This window comes from Mycobacterium sp. NGS69, assembly GCF_059812165.1.
Genome location: NZ_JCALCD010000003.1, coordinates 583,233 through 597,907 on the forward strand (window position 1 = coordinate 583,233; position 14,675 = coordinate 597,907).

Annotated in this window: 15 protein-coding genes; 7 read left to right on the plus strand and 8 right to left on the minus strand. The window is 70.7% G+C overall.

What is annotated here, in order from left to right; genetic code table 11:
• Positions 1–2 precede the first annotated feature (2 nt).
• Both AC5Y2S_RS12145 and AC5Y2S_RS12150 read right to left on the minus strand, forming a co-directional pair.
• Complete coding sequence (locus tag AC5Y2S_RS12145) at positions 3–641, minus strand: PaaI family thioesterase (RefSeq protein WP_499956380.1); 639 nt, start codon at positions 639–641, stop codon at positions 3–5.
• Positions 638–1,936: an adenylosuccinate synthase gene (locus AC5Y2S_RS12150; RefSeq protein ID WP_499956381.1), complete on the minus strand. Its 1,299-nt coding sequence runs from the start codon at positions 1,934–1,936 to the stop codon at positions 638–640. The genes AC5Y2S_RS12145 and AC5Y2S_RS12150 overlap by 4 nt, the downstream gene beginning before the upstream one ends.
• A gap of 82 nt (positions 1,937–2,018) precedes the next feature.
• On the opposite strand from AC5Y2S_RS12150, the gene AC5Y2S_RS12155 reads away from it, so the two are divergent.
• Positions 2,019–2,633, plus strand: a complete 615-nt coding sequence (locus AC5Y2S_RS12155; protein WP_499956382.1) for a peptidase M50 — start codon at positions 2,019–2,021, stop codon at positions 2,631–2,633.
• 12 nt (positions 2,634–2,645) lie between these two features.
• On the opposite strand, the gene AC5Y2S_RS12160 is transcribed toward AC5Y2S_RS12155, so the two are convergent.
• On the minus strand, positions 2,646–2,978 hold the full coding sequence (locus AC5Y2S_RS12160) for a hypothetical protein (protein ID WP_499956383.1): 333 nt from the start codon (positions 2,976–2,978) through the stop codon (positions 2,646–2,648).
• A 108-nt stretch (positions 2,979–3,086) separates the two neighbouring features.
• Between AC5Y2S_RS12160 and AC5Y2S_RS12165 the strand changes: the two genes are divergently transcribed.
• Both AC5Y2S_RS12165 and AC5Y2S_RS12170 read left to right on the plus strand, forming a co-directional pair.
• Positions 3,087–3,863, plus strand: coding sequence for a site-2 protease family protein (locus AC5Y2S_RS12165; RefSeq protein WP_499956384.1), 777 nt, complete (start codon positions 3,087–3,089; stop codon positions 3,861–3,863).
• Between the two features lie 40 nt (positions 3,864–3,903).
• A complete protein-coding gene (locus AC5Y2S_RS12170) occupies positions 3,904–4,803 on the plus strand; it encodes a cation diffusion facilitator family transporter (protein ID WP_499956385.1) in 900 nt (299 codons plus the stop codon).
• On the opposite strand, the gene AC5Y2S_RS12175 is transcribed toward AC5Y2S_RS12170, so the two are convergent.
• Positions 4,800–5,213, minus strand: a complete 414-nt coding sequence (locus AC5Y2S_RS12175) for a DUF3151 domain-containing protein (protein ID WP_499878763.1) — start codon at positions 5,211–5,213, stop codon at positions 4,800–4,802. The two genes, AC5Y2S_RS12170 and AC5Y2S_RS12175, sit on opposite strands and share 4 nt — an antisense overlap.
• Positions 5,214–5,260: 47 nt before the next feature.
• Between AC5Y2S_RS12175 and AC5Y2S_RS12180 the strand changes: the two genes are divergently transcribed.
• The gene (locus AC5Y2S_RS12180) at positions 5,261–6,034 is read left to right on the plus strand and encodes an Rv0361 family membrane protein (protein WP_499956386.1); all 774 of its coding nucleotides are present in this window, start codon (positions 5,261–5,263) and stop codon (positions 6,032–6,034) included.
• Position 6,035: 1 nt separating this feature from the next.
• On the opposite strand, the gene fbaA is transcribed toward AC5Y2S_RS12180, so the two are convergent.
• Entirely contained in the window at positions 6,036–7,067 is a 1,032-nt protein-coding gene (gene fbaA / locus AC5Y2S_RS12185) for a class II fructose-bisphosphate aldolase (RefSeq protein ID WP_499956387.1), read from the minus strand.
• A 58-nt stretch (positions 7,068–7,125) separates the two neighbouring features.
• Between fbaA and AC5Y2S_RS12190 the strand changes: the two genes are divergently transcribed.
• Positions 7,126–7,830, plus strand: coding sequence for a DedA family protein (locus AC5Y2S_RS12190; protein WP_499956388.1), 705 nt, complete (start codon positions 7,126–7,128; stop codon positions 7,828–7,830).
• Here the strand turns inward: AC5Y2S_RS12190 and AC5Y2S_RS12195 are convergent.
• A complete protein-coding gene (locus tag AC5Y2S_RS12195) occupies positions 7,789–9,741 on the minus strand; it encodes an acetoacetate--CoA ligase (protein ID WP_499956389.1) in 1,953 nt (650 codons plus the stop codon). The genes AC5Y2S_RS12190 and AC5Y2S_RS12195 overlap by 42 nt on opposite strands.
• Positions 9,738–10,859 carry a glycoside hydrolase family 76 protein gene (locus AC5Y2S_RS12200; RefSeq protein ID WP_499956390.1) on the minus strand — a complete coding sequence of 374 codons (1,122 nt, stop codon included), beginning with the start codon at positions 10,857–10,859 and terminating at the stop codon, positions 9,738–9,740. The genes AC5Y2S_RS12195 and AC5Y2S_RS12200 overlap by 4 nt, the downstream gene beginning before the upstream one ends.
• A 46-nt stretch (positions 10,860–10,905) precedes the next feature.
• On the opposite strand from AC5Y2S_RS12200, the gene AC5Y2S_RS12205 reads away from it, so the two are divergent.
• Positions 10,906–11,379 (plus strand): (2Fe-2S)-binding protein, encoded by a 474-nt coding sequence (locus tag AC5Y2S_RS12205; RefSeq protein WP_499956391.1) that lies wholly within the window; start codon positions 10,906–10,908, stop codon positions 11,377–11,379.
• Entirely contained in the window at positions 11,372–13,486 is a 2,115-nt protein-coding gene (locus tag AC5Y2S_RS12210; protein WP_499956392.1) for a xanthine dehydrogenase family protein molybdopterin-binding subunit, read from the plus strand. The genes AC5Y2S_RS12205 and AC5Y2S_RS12210 overlap by 8 nt, the downstream gene beginning before the upstream one ends.
• On the opposite strand, the gene AC5Y2S_RS12215 is transcribed toward AC5Y2S_RS12210, so the two are convergent.
• A complete protein-coding gene (locus AC5Y2S_RS12215; protein ID WP_499956393.1) occupies positions 13,464–14,669 on the minus strand; it encodes a vWA domain-containing protein in 1,206 nt (401 codons plus the stop codon). The genes AC5Y2S_RS12210 and AC5Y2S_RS12215 overlap by 23 nt on opposite strands.
• Between the last annotated feature and the right edge of the window lie 6 nt (positions 14,670–14,675).

Genomic DNA, 14,675 nt, shown 5'->3' on the forward strand with positions numbered 1-14,675 from the left:
CCCTAGGGCTGGCCCGGAAGCAAGCGCACCATCAGGCCGTTGGCCTCGGCCAGCAAGGCGTCGTCACCGTCGAGGAGCTCCGCAGAAACGAACGCCTTGCGGCCCTCGGTGCGGGTGACGCGGCCGCGCACCAGCAACGGCGTCTCGATCGGCGTGACCTTGCGGTAGTCGACGTGTAGGAAGGCCGTGCGGCTGATCGGCCGCCCCGCGGCGTGCGAGACCATCCCGAACATGTGGTCGAACAGCAGCGGCAGCACGCCGCCGTGCACGGCGTGGTTGCCGCCGACGTGAAACCGGCTGAAATACCCGGTCATTTCGACGCCGTCGGGGGCGTACCGGGTCAACGTCCAGGGCGGCAGCAGCAGGCTGCCCATGCCGGGCACGTCGGGCGTCCGCCCGGCCGGCGCCTTGCCCTCCTCGGCCTGGAAGGGGCCCAGCACCTCCACCAGCGCGGCGGCGCGGTCGGCCGCGTCGTCCCAGACGTCGTCGCCCGGGTCGGCGGACACCGCGAGGTCCTGCAGCCGGCGCATGGCCTCCACGAACCGGCCGAATCCGGGGCCGGGGCTGGCCGGGCCGTATTCGGGGAAACCGCCGTGGTGTTCGTACTCCGGGTCGAGTTCTTTGGGGTCGAGTTCCGTCACGGGCGGGCCGCCAGGACGTCGCGGCGCACGATCGTCTGATCGCGTCCGGGACCGACGCCGATGCACGAAACATGTGCTCCCGCAAGCTCTTCCAGACGCAACACGTAATCACGCGCCTTGGCGGGCAGGTCGTCGAACTCCCGCGCGTCCGAGATGTCCTCCCACCAGCCGGGCAGCTCCTCGTAGATCGGTTCGGCGCGGGCGAGGTCGCTCTGGGTCATCGGCATGTCGTTGATGCTCGCCCCGTCGATCCGGTAGCCGACGCACACCGGCACCGTTTCCAGGCTGGACAGCACGTCGAGCTTGGTCAGGAAGAAGTCGGTGATGCCGTTGACCCGGGTGGCGTAGCGGGCGATCACGGCGTCGAACCAGCCGCAGCGCCGGCGCCGGCCCGTGGTGACACCGAATTCGCCGCCGGTCTTGGACAGGTATTCGCCGTTCTCGTCGAAGAGCTCGGTGGGGAACGGGCCCGAGCCGACGCGGGTGGTGTAGGCCTTGAGGATCCCGAGCACGGCGGTGATCCGGGTCGGCCCGATCCCGGAGCCGACGGCAGCGCCGCCCGCGGTCGGGTTCGACGACGTGACGTAGGGGTAGGTGCCGTGGTCGACGTCGAGCAGGGTGCCCTGCGAGCCCTCCAGCAGGACCGTTTCGCCGTCTTCGAGCGCGGTGTTGAGCAGCCGCCGGGTGTCGGCGATGCGGTGCCGGAACCCCTCGGCCTGCTCCAGCAGCGCGTCGACCACCTGGTGCGGGTCGAGCGCCTTGCGGTTGTAGATCTTGACCAGGATCTGGTTCTTGAGTTCCAGCGCGCCCTCGATCTTGTGGGTGAGCGCGTCGGGGTCGAGCACGTCGGCCACCCGGATCCCCTGCCGGGCGATCTTGTCCTGGTAGCACGGGCCGATGCCGCGGCCGGTGGTGCCGATCTTCTTGTTGCCCATGTAGCGCTCGGTGACCTTGTCGATGGCCACGTGGTAGGGCAACAGCAGGTGGGCGTCGGCGGAGATCAGCAGCCGGGAGGTGTCGACGCCGCGGTCCTCGAGGCCCTTCAGCTCGTCGAGCAGCACGCCGGGATCCACCACCACGCCGTTGCCGATGACGTTGGTGACCCCGGGCGTCAGCACCCCCGACGGGATGAGGTGCAGGGCGAAGTGTTCGCCGGTGGGCAGGACGACGGTGTGCCCGGCATTGTTGCCACCCTGATAGCGCACCACCCACTGCACGCGCTCGCCGAGCAGGTCAGTGGCCTTACCTTTGCCCTCGTCGCCCCATTGGGCGCCGATGAGGACGATTGCCGGCATGACGTTTGCTCCAACCTGATCTCGCCTGCTTATTGTGGTCCAGCCGGTGACACACCCTATCCCAGGAGCTTGCGAGCGACGCATGAATAACGTGGGGGTGTTGGTCTTCGGCGAGCGCCCGGTGCCGCGCGCGCTGACCGGCCTGCCGGTCCATGCGTCCGATATCGACGCCGCGGTCGGGCCATACCGACGGCTGGTGGTCGTCGGCGCCGACGCCGACCTGGCCGCGGTGCTGACCCGGCTGTTGCGCGCCGAACGGCTCGACGTCGAGGTGGCCTACGTGCCGCCCCGCCGCACCCCGGCCACCCGGGCCTACCGCGTCCCGGCCGGGCGTCGCGCGGCGCGGCGCGCGCGGCGCGGCTCGGCCCGACGGGTGACCCTGATCCGCGACGAGACCGGGTCGGTGATCGTGGGCCGGGCGCGCTGGCAGCCGCCCGACGGCCGGCGGGCCATCACCGGCGAGGCCGTCGTCGACGACACCACGCTGTTCGACGGCGAGGTCGCCGCCGTGCGGATCGAGCCGACGCTGGCCATGCCGGGCCTGCGGGCCCGGGTGAAGCGCCGGTGGGTGGCCGGCCGCGCGGCCCAGCTGGGCAGCACCGGAGTCACCGTCGTGCGGGACGGCGTCGCGGCGCCGCGCGCGGCGCGACGGTCGACGTTCTACCGCAATGTCGAGGGCTGGCTGCTGGTCCGCTAGCCGCCGTCGGCGCTACGGCAACACCTCTCCGGCACCGGCCTCGAGCGTGTCGTACGCGTCGACCGCCAAGTCGACGTTCGGGTCCGATTCGTGGTGCTCTGCCGGCCGGAAGCGGCGCGCCGTCTCCGCGGGACCATCGTGGCCGTCAACCTCGACCTGCCACTCGCCGGCCGGCTCGTAGCCTTCGTCGATGAAGTAGCCGGTCATCTCGCGTTGCGCGCCGCGCATTGACAGCGAGTCCACGTCCAGCTCGTAGGTGCTCTCGTCGTCGCGGACGACCGTGCACACGATCTCCCCATCGTCCTGGCGCAGCCATACCTCGAGCGAACCGCTTGCATTCGTCATGGTCTTGGGACGGTAGCGGCCGGCCGCCGCCACCCGACGCAAACGCGGGTTTTCGCGTCCTGGCGCTGCGCCCCGCAGCGGCGGCGGGCGTCGAGGTAACTTCGAGCGGTGAACTTCCCCGCCCGGCAACACGAATCGGTGCGGCCCAGCCCGCTCTTCCTCGCCCTGGTCGCGTTGACGGCGACCGGCGGCGTGCTGGCGTGGCTGGCCGGGTCGAGCGTGCGGCCGCTGTCGTACGCCGGGGTGTTCGTCTTCGTGCTCGCCGGCTGGCTGGTGTCGCTGTGCCTGCACGAATTCGGGCACGCCGTGACCGCCTGGCGATTCGGCGATCACGACGTCGCGGTGCGCGGATATCTGACCCTGGACCCGCGCCGCTACAGCCACCCCGCGCTCTCGCTGCTGCTGCCGGTGGTGGTCATCCTGCTCGGCGGGATCGGCCTGCCCGGGGCCGCGGTGTACGTGCGGACGTGGTTCATGACGCCGGCCCGCCGGACCATGGTCAGCCTGGCCGGTCCGGCGGCCAACCTCGTGCTGGCGGTGCTGCTGCTGGCACTGACCCGGTTCTTTTACGACCCGGACCACGCGGTGCTGTGGTCGGGCGTGGCCTTCCTGGGGTTCCTCCAAGTCACCGCCCTGTTGCTGAACCTGCTGCCGATCCCGGGCCTCGACGGGTACGACGCGCTCGAGCCGCACCTGAGCCCCGAGACGCAGCGCGCGCTGGCACCCGCCAAGCAGTGGGGCTTCTTCATCCTGCTGTTCCTGATCCTGGCGGCCAGCCGGTGGTTCTTCGGGCTGGTGCTCTATTTGTTCGATTTCTCCGGGGTGCCGCACGTGCTGGTGGCCTGGGGCAACTCGCTGACCCGGTTCTGGAGCGCCTGGTTCTGACCCTTGCAATATATGCGTTGTTACGCATATATTGCTGGCTATGGGCGCCGGCCATAACCACACCCCCGCCGAGAGCGATTCGTCGCGGATGATCCCCCGCATGATCGCCGCGGCGGCGATCCTGGCGGTGTTCTTCGTCGTAGAACTGACCACCTCGCTGCTGATCAACTCGATCGCGCTGCTGGCCGACGCCGGACACATGCTGACCGACGTCGTCGCGGTGTTCATGGGGCTGGCCGCCGTGACGCTCGCGAAGCGCGGCAGCTCGTCGCCCGCGCGCACCTACGGCTGGCACCGCGCCGAGGTGTTCACCGCCGTCGCCAACGCCGGGCTGCTGCTGGGGGTGGCCCTGTTCATCCTGTGGGAGGCGATCCAGCGGCTCAAGGAAACCCCGTCGATCCCCGGCGTGCCGATGATCGTCGTCGCGCTGGCCGGGCTGCTGGCCAACCTCGTGGTCGCGCTGATGCTGCGAGCGCATTCGGAGGGCAGCCTGGCCGTCAAGGGCGCCTACATGGAGGTGGTCGCCGACAGCGTCGGCAGCCTGGGCGTGCTGATCGCCGGCATCGTCACCGTGACGACCCGCTGGCCGTACGCCGACGTCGTGGTCGCGGTGCTGGTCGCGCTGTGGGTGCTGCCGCGGGCCATCTCGCTGGCCCGCGACGCGCTGCGGATCCTGTCCGAGTCGTCGCCGACCCACATCGACGTGGACGAGCTGCGCGGCGCGCTGGGCGCCGTCGACGGCGTGACCGAAGTGCACGACCTGCACGTGTGGACGCTCTCGCCCGGCAAGGACATGTGCACCGCGCACCTCACCAGCGACGGCGACTCCGCGAGGGTGCTGGCCGACGCGCGCGCGGTGCTGTCCGCGCGGGGTCTGGACCACGCCACCGTCCAGATCGAGCCGCCGGAGGTGCACGGCGACTGCACGGACGGCTTTTAGAGGCCCAGCGCCTGGCGCGCCGCGGGGTCGCAATCGTCGAGCAGGTCCAGGCAGCGCAGGTATTCGTCGGTCTCGCCGATGGTGTCGGCCGCCTTCGCCAGCGCCGCCACGCAACGCAGGAAGCCGCGGTTGGGCTCGTGCGCGTACGGCACCGGGCCGAAGCCCTTCCAGCCATTTCGCCGCAGCTGGTCCAGGCCGCGGTGGTAACCGGTGCGCGCGTACGCGTAGGCGGTGACGGCCTTGTCCTCCGCCAGCGCTCCTTCGGCAAGCGCGGCCCAGGCCACCGACGCCGACGGGTGCGCGGCCGCGACCGCGGTCGGGTTCTCGTTGGCCAGCAGCTCCGCCTCGGCGTCGCTATCGGCGGGCAGCAGAATCGGATCGGGTCCGAGGAGATCTCCCATCGACGTCATGGCGTCTATTTTGCCGTTCCCCCGCGGCGGGTCGCTAAGCTCCCTCTATGCCCAATCCACCCGAACCCGAAGGGGCAGCCGAGGACCAGCCGCTGGTGCCCGTCGACCCCGAGACCGAGACCGTGGTGATCAACAAGGGCGATCAGGACAGCGACGCCGAGGCCGCGGACGGCCAGCAGCGCGAGCGTCGTTTCACCGCACCCGGCTTCGATGCGAAGGAAACCCAGGTCATCGCGACTTCCCCGGAGCCGGCCACCGAGGTCTTCGCGTCGCCGCCGCCCGCCGAAGGCGCGACGACGCAGCTGGGCGTTCCTCCGAAAGCCGCTGTGCCACAATCGATTCCGCCCCGACTGGGGGCGAAGCTGCGCACCACGCGGCAGTTCAACTGGGGTTGGGTGCTGGCGCTGGTGCTGATCGTGCTGGCGCTGGCGGCGATCGCGATCCTGGGCACCGTGCTGCTGACCCGCGGCAAACACACGAAAGTCTCTGAGGAAGACCAGGTTCGGCACACCATCCAGCAGTACGACATCGCGGTGCAGCGGGGCGACCTGACCGCGCTGCGCACCGTCACGTGCGGGACCGTCCGCGACGGATACGTGGACTACGACGAACACGCGTGGCAGGAAACCTATCAGCGGGTCTCGGCGGCCAAGCAGTATCCGGTGATCGCCAGCATCGACCAGGTCGTCGTCAACGGCCAGCACGCCGAGGCGAACATCACCACGTTCATGGCGTACGACCCGTCGCTGCGTTCGACGCGCAGCCTCGACCTGCAGTACCGCGACGATCAGTGGAAGATCTGCCAGTCCCCCAGCGGTTAGCTCAGCTCAGGGACTTCCCGGCGCAGTGCAGGTCGTTGCAGGCCTCCACGACCCGCTCGCTCATGCCGGCCTCGGCCTTCTTGAGGTAGCTGCGCGGGTCGTAGACCTTCTTGACGCCCACCTCGCCGTCGACCTTGAGCACGCCGTCGTAGTTGGTGAACATGTGGCCCGCGATCGGGCGGGTGAACGCGTACTGGGTGTCGGTGTCGACGTTCATCTTCACCACGCCGTAGCGCAGCGCCTCCTCGATCTCCGACTTCAGCGAGCCCGAACCGCCGTGGAACACGAAGTCGAAGGGCTTGGCGTCGGCGGCCAGGCCCAGTTTGGCCGCCGCGACCTGCTGCCCCAGCGCCAGCACGTCGGGGCGCAGCTTGACGTTGCCGGGCTTGTACACGCCGTGCACGTTGCCGAACGTCGCGGCCAACAGGTACTTGCCGTGCTCACCGTGGCCCAGCGCGTCGACCGTCCGCTCGAAATCCTCCGGAGTGGAGTAGAGCTTGTCGTTGATCTCGTGGGCGACGCCGTCCTCCTCGCCGCCCACCACGCCGATCTCGACCTCGAGGATGATCTTGGCGGCCGCGGCCTCCTTGAGCAGTTCCTGCGCGATGGCGAGGTTCTCCTCGACCGGCACCGCCGAGCCGTCCCACATGTGCGATCCGAACAGCGGGTCCTGGCCGGCCGCCACTCTTTCGGCCGAGATCGCCAGCAGCGGCCGCACGTAGCTGTCCAGCTTGTCCTTGGGGCAGTGGTCGGTGTGCAGCGCGACGTTGATCGGGTATCTGGCCGCGATGCTGCGGGTGAATTCGGCCAGCGCGACGGCGCCGGCCACCATGTCCTTGACCCCAAGTCCGGACGCGAACTCCGCACCGCCCGTGGAGAACTGGATGATGCCGTCGCTGCCGGCGTCGGCGAAGCCCTTGATCGCGGCGTTGACCGTCTCCGACGACGTGCAGTTGATGGCGGGGAAGGCGTACGCGTTCTCCTTGGCGCGTGCCAGCATCTCGGCGTAGACCTCGGGCGTGGCGATGGGCATGGGCTCCTCCTGGCGGCTGGGTCCGTCAAGTATCGCAAGACCGGTATGTTGAAGCATCGTGAGCACCGTGGTGACGGCCCTGCCGAACATCCTCGACCCGATGTACTGGCTGGGCTCGGGCGGCGTCTTCGGCAAAGCGGTGCTGCCCGGGATCCTGGTCATCGTCTTCATCGAGACCGGGCTGCTGTTTCCGCTGCTGCCCGGTGAATCGCTGTTGTTCACCGGCGGGCTGCTGACCGCGCACCCGAACCCACCGACAAGCATCTGGGTGCTGGCGCCGTCCGTCGCGCTGGTCGCGGTGCTGGGCGATCAGTGCGGATACTTCATCGGGCGGCGGATCGGGCCGGCGCTGTTCAAGAAGGAAGATTCCCGGTTTTTCAAGAAGCACTACGTCACGGAGTCGCACGCGTTCTTCGAGAAGTACGGGCCCTGGGCGGTCATCCTCGCCCGCTTCGCGCCGTTCGTCCGCACGTTCGTCCCGGTGATCGCCGGGGTGTCGTACATGCGCTACCCGGTGTACCTCGGCTTCGACATCGTCGGCGGCATCACCTGGGGCGGCGGCGTCACGCTGGCGGGCTACTTCCTGGGCACCGTGCCGTTCGTGCACCAGAACCTGGAAAAGATCATCCTGGGCATCCTGTTCGTGTCGCTGATCCCCGCCTTCATCGCCGCCTGGCGCGGCTACCGGGGGCGACGCCGCGCGACCGCCGAGGAGCCGGACTCAGGACACCCGACTTCTGCGGTACGCAACGAAAGCCTCTAGCAGGTCCGGCCGGTCGATCGAACTCTGCTGCACGGCCTGGTCCGGCGCGGCCCCCAGCAGGATCCGCTTGATCGGGATCTCCAGCCGCTTGCCGGTCAGGGTCCGCGGAATGCCCGGCACGTCCAGGATGTCGTCGGGCACGTGCCGCGGCGAGGCGTGCTGACGGATTTCCGCGGCGATCCTCGACCGCAGCGCCTCGTCGAGCTCCACGCCGTCGGCCAGCGAAACGAACAGCGGCATCCAGTAGCCGCCGTCGTCCTGTTCGACGCCGACCACGAGGCAGTCCCGCACCTCGGGCATGCGTTCGACCGCCGTGTAGATCTCGGCGCTGCCCATCCGCACCCCCATCCGGTTCAGGGTCGCGTCCGAACGGCCGTGCACCACAACGGATCCCCGCTCGGTGATGGTGATCCAGTCACCGTGGCACCACACCCCGGGGTACTTGTCGAAGTAGGCGGCGCGGTAGCGGCTGCCGTCGTCGTCGTTCCAGAAGAACACCGGCATGGACGGCATCGGCTTGGTCACCACCAGCTCGCCCTCCTCGCCAATGACGGGGCGCCCCTGGCCATTCCACGCCTCGATGGCCACGCCGAGGCAGACGCACGACAGCTCGCCGGCCACCACGGGCACGATCGAGCAGCCGCCGATGAAGGCGGTGCACACGTCGGTGCCGCCGCTCATGGAGATCACCGGAAGGGGGCGGCCGAGCCCCTCCTGCACCCAGCGGAATCCGGACGCCGGCAGTGGGGAACCGGTGGATCCCACGGCGCGCACCCCGTCCAGCGGGTACGCCTCGCCCGGCTTCAATTCCTGTTTGGCGCAAGCCAACAGGTAGCCCGCGCCGGCGCCCAGGAATGTGACGCCGGCGTCGGCGGCGACCCGCCAGAGGCCATCGGTGCCGGGATGCGTCGGGCTGCCGTCGTAGAGCACGATGGTCGTGTCGACCAGCAGCCCGGACACCAGGAAGTTCCACATCATCCAGCTGGTCGACGAGTACCACAGGAAACGGTCGTCCGGGCGCAAATCCAGTTGCAGGGTAAGGTATTTCAGGTGCTCGACCAGCACGCCGCCGTGCCCGTGCACGATGCCCTTCGGCTTGCCCGTCGTTCCCGACGAGAACATCACCCACAGGGGGTGCGCGAACGGGACCGGCGTGATCTCCAGGGGCGCGTCCGCTGCGACCGCCGTGGCCCACGGCACGGCGTCGTCGCCGATCTCGAGCCCGAGCCGCGGCACCACGACGGTGGCCTTCAGCGTCGGCATGGCGGCGCGGATGGTGGCCAGCTCCGCGCGCCGATCGATGCGCTTGCCGCCGTACACCGACCCGTCGGTGGCCACCAGCACGGCTGGCTGCACCTGACCGAGACGGGCGATCACACCGTCGACGGCCACGTCCTGGTTGCACACCGCCCAGATCGCGCCGACGCCGGCCGCGGCCAGGGCCGCGACGACGGCCTCGCCGACGTTCGGGAGGTACCCGACGACGGCGTCGCCGGGCTTGACGCCGAGGTTGCGCAGATAGGCCGCGAACGCCGCCGTCTCGCGCTGCAGCCGCGCCCACGACCATTCGGTCGAGCTGTCCTCGCCGACGGCGATGAGGGCCGGGCGCGCGTCGGTGGCGTGCCGGAACACCTCGGTGGCGTAGTTGAGCGTGGCGCCGGGAAACCACTCGGCGCCCGGCATGGAACGGTTGCCCAGCACGGCGGTCGGGGGGCTGTCCGCCTGGATGTCGAAGAAATTCCAGACGGCCTCCCAGAACCATTCGATGTCGTCGACCGAGTTGCGCAGGAGCTCGTGGTAGTCGCCGTACTCGCCGCGACCGGTCTCGGCGAGCCAGGCCATGAAGCGGGTGAGGTTGGCGTCGGCAAGCGTTGCCTCGTCGGGGATCCAGTCGCCGTTGAGTTTGCTCATGACTCGCTCACGGCGGTGACGTTACCTGCGGCCTCCATCAGCATCCAGCCGGATAGCTGAACGGACAGATCCCGCTCGGCGATCTCGGAGGCGTTGACCGCGCCCTCGACGAATTGCGCCTCCTCGCCGCCCGCCTCGGGCAGCTCGGCGTCGCGGTCCCAGAACACGCCGAACAGCGGCAGCCCCTCGACCGTTTGCCGGTACTCCCAGGCCGATTTCGCCGACGACAGCACGATGGTGCGCGCGGCGTCGCGGGCCATGGCGTCGTCCGCGGAGTCGCCGGGCAGCGTGGTGGCGACCAGCGCGAGGTATCGGGCGGTGATGCCGGCGAACAGGCCGCCGTCGCCGCCGCCGGCGCCCCGCAGCACACCCGAGGGCGCCATGTGTTCGCCGACCGCCGCGACCAGCCGATGCACCCGCGCCCGGTGCCGGGCCCTGGCTTCCGCGCCGGTCCGCGCGGCCAGCTCGGTCTCCAGGCCCAGCACCACGCCCTGGCAATAGGAGTACTGGGCGCGGACCAGCGAGCCGTCCTTGATGCCGTCGAACACCAGGTGCGTCTCGGGGTCGATCAGCGTGCCGTCGATCCAGTCGCCCATCTGCTCGGCCCGCTTCAGGTGGTCGCCGTAGCGGGCGAGGAAGATGCCCGCCGGGCCGTTGGCCGGGGCGTTGAAGAACTTGTCCTGCTTGCGCCACGGGATGCCGCCGCCGTCCTCGGGCGCCCACGCCCTGACGAACTGGTCGGCCAGCTTGGGCAGCGCGCGATGGCGCTCGACGCCGGCGATCCGGGCTGCGCGTTCCAGCGCCAGCGCCAGCCAGGCCATGTCGTCGTAATAGCTGTTGACCCACCTCAGGTTGTTGCGCAGCCGGTGCGAGCGGACCTGCCGGTTGATCATCGTGCGCCGGTGCGGTTGCGGGTCGCGCAGCTGCGCGTCGATGAGGCAGTCCAGCAGGTGCGCCTGCCACCAGTAGTGCCAGGTGCCGAACAGCCGGTCGCGCCGGGCCGCCGGCCAGGCCACCACCCCCAGCTGGGTTCCCGGCAGCCCCCACAACCGTTTCAGGTGGCGTTGCGCGACAGCGGCTTCGGAGCTGGCAGCCCGGTTGGCCCATAGCTGTTCCATACCTGTCGATCCTGCCCTAGCGCCGCGGCGGAGGATGCTGGAGCCCATGCGAATTCTTACGGTCAATGGGCGGCGCCACGAGGTCGACGCCGAGGACGACACACCGCTGCTGTACGTGTTGCGCAACCACCTGGGCTTGAAGGGAACGCGGTTCGGTTGCGGGGTGGGGTTGTGCGGCGCCTGTTTTGTCCTGGCCGACGGCCGTCCCATCTACTCGTGCGACACCCCGCTGTGGTCGGTGGGCGACCGGTCGATCCGCACGGTCGAGGGGCTCGGCGACGACGGCGAGCCGCACCCGGTTTCGCGCGCTCTGATCGCGCGGCAGGCGGCGCAGTGCGGGTATTGCATGTCGGGCATCGTGGTAGCGGCCGCGGCGCTGCTGGCCGACAACCCCGACCCCACGGAGGCCGAGGTGCGCGCGGCGCTGGACCCCAACCTGTGTCGCTGCGGCTCGCACAACCGGGTGGTGGCGGCGGTGCTGAGCGCCGGGGCCGAGCTGCGGGGGTCTTTGGATGGATGACCTGCCGGAGTCGCTGTCGTCCAATCCCGTTCTCGGCGAATGGGTTCGGATCGGCCCGGACGGCGTCGTGGAGGTGCGCTCCGGCAAGGTCGAGCTGGGTCAGGGCGTGCTGACGGCGCTGGCGCAGATCGCCGCCGAGGAACTCGACGTCGACATCGCCCGCGTGCGGATGACCGCCGCGGCCACCGATCGCAGCCCCGACGAGGGCTTCACCGCCGGCAGCCGCTCGATCCAGCAGTCGGGCGCGGCGCTGCGCCAGGCGTGCGCCGAGGCGCGGGCGATCTATCTTGACGTCGCGGCGGCCAAGCTGGCCGTGGCGCCTGACGAGTTGGACGTCGCCGACGGCGAGATCACCGGCCCCCACGGTGTAGCGACGAGTTACTGGGAGCTCGCCGACGATGCGCTGCTGGATCGCGCGGCCACCGGCGCGGCGGCGCCCAAGCCGGAGTCGGCCTACGCGGTGGTGGGCACCGACGTCGCGCGGCTGGATCTGCCGGACAAGCTGACCGGGCGGCCGCGCTACCTGCACGACCTCGTCCTGGAGGGGCAGTTGTACGGCCGGGTGGTTCGCCCGCCGTCGCGCGGGGCGACGCTGCGTGACGTCGACACCGGCCCGGCCCTGGCGATGCCGGGCGTGCTCACCGTGGTGCGCGACGGCGAGTTCCTGGGGGTGATCGCGGAACGGGAGGAGGTCGCGGTGCGCGCCGCCGAGCGGCTGCGCAGCGACGCCACGTGGGATCGGCGGGCGACGCTGCCCGACGAGGACGACCTGCCGTCGTTCCTGGTGTCGGCGGCGGCCGAGACGTCGGTGCTGGCGTCGAAAGAGGCTGGGGTGCAGGTTAGTTCGGCGCGTTCGCATTCGGCGCGCTACCACCGCCCGTACCTGGCGCACGGGTCGATCGGCCCGTCGTCGGCGGCGGCGCTGTCTCACCCGGACGGCCAGCTGGAGGTCTGGTCGCACAGCCAGGGCGTCCACGTGTTGCGCCGGGAATTGGCGTCGGCGCTCGGCCTTTCGGTCGACCGGGTGGTGGTGCGCCACGTCGAGGGGGCCGGGTGCTACGGGCACAACGGCGCCGACGACGCCGCCATGGACGCCGCGCTGCTGGCTCAAGGGGTGCAGGGGCGGCCGGTGCACGTGGTCTGGTCGCGCGCCGACGAATTGGCCTGGGCGCCTTTCGGTCCCGCGGCCGTGGTGGAGATCACCGCCGACTGCGGCGACGACGGCGGCGTGGTGGACTGGCGCCACGAAATCTGGAGCGGCAGCTACATGGGCCGCCCGGGGACGACGCCGACGCCGGCGTTGCTGGCGGCGAGCGAGCGCGCCGGTGGCGAGCCGATCCGCGCGGGCGGCGAGCCGCCGGTCGAGTGGGGAGGCGGCACCGGGCGCAACTCGGTGCCGGGCTACGACTTTGCGTCCTACCGGGTGATCAACCACCTACTGACCGAGATGCCGCTGCGCACCTCGGCGCTGCGTTCGCTGGGCGCGTTCGTCAATGTCTTTGCCGCGGAGTCGTTCATGGACGAGCTGGCCGCCGCTGCGGGCCGCGATCCCGTCGAGTTCCGGTTGGCGCACCTGTCGGATCCGCGCGGGCGGACGGTGCTGCGGGCCGCGGCTTTGCGCGCCGGCTGGGAATCGTGGGCGCCGCGGGAGGCCGTCGGTCGCGGCATCGGCTATGCGCGGTACAAGAATTCGGCGGCCTACTGCGCGGTGGTGGCCGAGGTCGAGGCGGTCGAGGAGGTCCGGGTGCGCCGGCTGGTGATCGCGGTGGATGCCGGGCTGATCATCAACCCCGACGGCGCGGCCAACCAGATCGAGGGCGGCGCGATCCAGGCCACCAGCTGGACTCTCAAGGAGCGGGTGCGGTTCGACGAGTTCAATGTCACCAGCGACACCTGGGAGACCTATCCCATCCTGCGGTTCTCCGAGGTGCCCGCGGTCGACGTCGAATTGGTTGCCGGACAAGGGACTCCACCGTTGGGGATCGGCGAGTGCGCCCAGGGGCCGACGGCCGCCGCGATCGCCAACGCAGTGTACGACGCGCTCGGCGTGCGGGTGCGCTCGCTGCCGCTGACGGCCGAGCAGCTCATCGCCGCGATGGCGGGCTAGCCAGGGCCAGCAGGAATTCGCGCAGCCCGGTCAGCGAGTGCGCCGGCAGGAACAGGTCGCAATAGGGCAGGGCCGCGGCCATCGACCCGGCCAGCGGCTGGAATTCGCCTTGCGCCGCACGGGGATTGAGCCACACCAGCGTCGCGGCCCGGCGGCGCAGCCTGGCCATCGCGTGGGCGAGCACGTCGGGCGGATCGGCGTCCCAGCCGTCGGAGGCGATGATCACCACCGCGCCGCGCAGCGCGTTGCCGTGGGGTGGCGCCAGCAAGGCGCCCAGGCTGCGGCCGATGAACGTGCCGCCGTAGCGGTCGGTGACCTTTGCGTTGGCCTTCCGCAGCGCCACCTCGGCCGAGCGGTGCGACAGCACCGACGTGAGCCGGGTCAGCGACGTCGAGAACGCGAACACCTCGGGGTGGATGCGCGCCTGGCGCAGCGCGGCCGCCCGCATCAAATGCAGGTAGACCGCGGCGTAGGGCTGCATCGAGCGGCTTACGTCGCAGACGAGGACGACCCGCCGGGGCCGCCGGCGGGGCCGCGTGCGCGCCAGGATCACGGATTCCCAGCCCGTCGCGCGCGACGCGTTCATGGTGGCCCGCAGGTCGATCCGCTTGCCGCCGGCGCTGGGCTCGAAGCGCATGCTGCGGCGCCGCGGCCAGCGCGCGACCGTCGCCTCCAGCCAGGAGCCGAGCAGGCGAAGGTCCTGCGCGTCGAAACGGTCAAACGGTTCGTCGGCGCGCGCGGCGATACGGCTGGGCAGGAGATCCGGCAGGAGGACGCTCGCCGCTCCGTCGTCGCGGGCCACCGTCCTTGCGGCCCACGGCAATCCGTGGGCGCCGCCACCCGATCCGCTTGCCGCCGGATGCAGCGTGCCGGCCCCGGGTGCCTTCGGCCCCGGGAGGGGCAGGACCGATTCGGGGCGCGGCGCGGCTTCGGCGCGGGCGGCGCCGAACACCGCCTCGAACACGGCATCGAAGCCGACCAGGTCTTCCATCCGGTTGACCAACGTCAGCCTGGCCGCCCAATACAGCGCCGACGTGGTGTCCGGCACCAACCGGCGCAGCGCCTGCACGAAGTCGGCCTGCCCATTGGCCGACACCAGCACCCCCGCGCCGCGCAGGCGCGCCACCAGGGCGGCGGCGAACGCCGCCAGGTCGACGCCCCGCAACAGCAGTGGGGTGCTCACGAGCCC

Bases quoted from the DNA above. Each gene is read 5' to 3' on its own strand.
- AC5Y2S_RS12210 (WP_499956392.1), top strand. From the start codon at position 11,372: ATGGATGACCTGCCGGAGTCGCTGTCGTCCAATCCCGTTCTCGGCGAA.
- AC5Y2S_RS12200 (WP_499956390.1), bottom strand. From the start codon at position 10,859: ATGGAACAGCTATGGGCCAACCGGGCTGCCAGCTCCGAAGCCGCTGTC.
- AC5Y2S_RS12175 (WP_499878763.1), bottom strand. From the start codon at position 5,213: ATGACGTCGATGGGAGATCTCCTCGGACCCGATCCGATTCTGCTGCCC.
- AC5Y2S_RS12180 (WP_499956386.1), top strand. From the start codon at position 5,261: ATGCCCAATCCACCCGAACCCGAAGGGGCAGCCGAGGACCAGCCGCTG.
- fbaA (WP_499956387.1), bottom strand. From the start codon at position 7,067: ATGCCCATCGCCACGCCCGAGGTCTACGCCGAGATGCTGGCACGCGCC.
- AC5Y2S_RS12170 (WP_499956385.1), top strand. From the start codon at position 3,904: ATGGGCGCCGGCCATAACCACACCCCCGCCGAGAGCGATTCGTCGCGG.
- AC5Y2S_RS12195 (WP_499956389.1), bottom strand. From the start codon at position 9,741: ATGAGCAAACTCAACGGCGACTGGATCCCCGACGAGGCAACGCTTGCC.
- AC5Y2S_RS12205 (WP_499956391.1), top strand. From the start codon at position 10,906: ATGCGAATTCTTACGGTCAATGGGCGGCGCCACGAGGTCGACGCCGAG.
- AC5Y2S_RS12160 (WP_499956383.1), bottom strand. From the start codon at position 2,978: ATGACGAATGCAAGCGGTTCGCTCGAGGTATGGCTGCGCCAGGACGAT.
- AC5Y2S_RS12150 (WP_499956381.1), bottom strand. From the start codon at position 1,936: ATGCCGGCAATCGTCCTCATCGGCGCCCAATGGGGCGACGAGGGCAAA.
- AC5Y2S_RS12155 (WP_499956382.1), top strand. From the start codon at position 2,019: ATGAATAACGTGGGGGTGTTGGTCTTCGGCGAGCGCCCGGTGCCGCGC.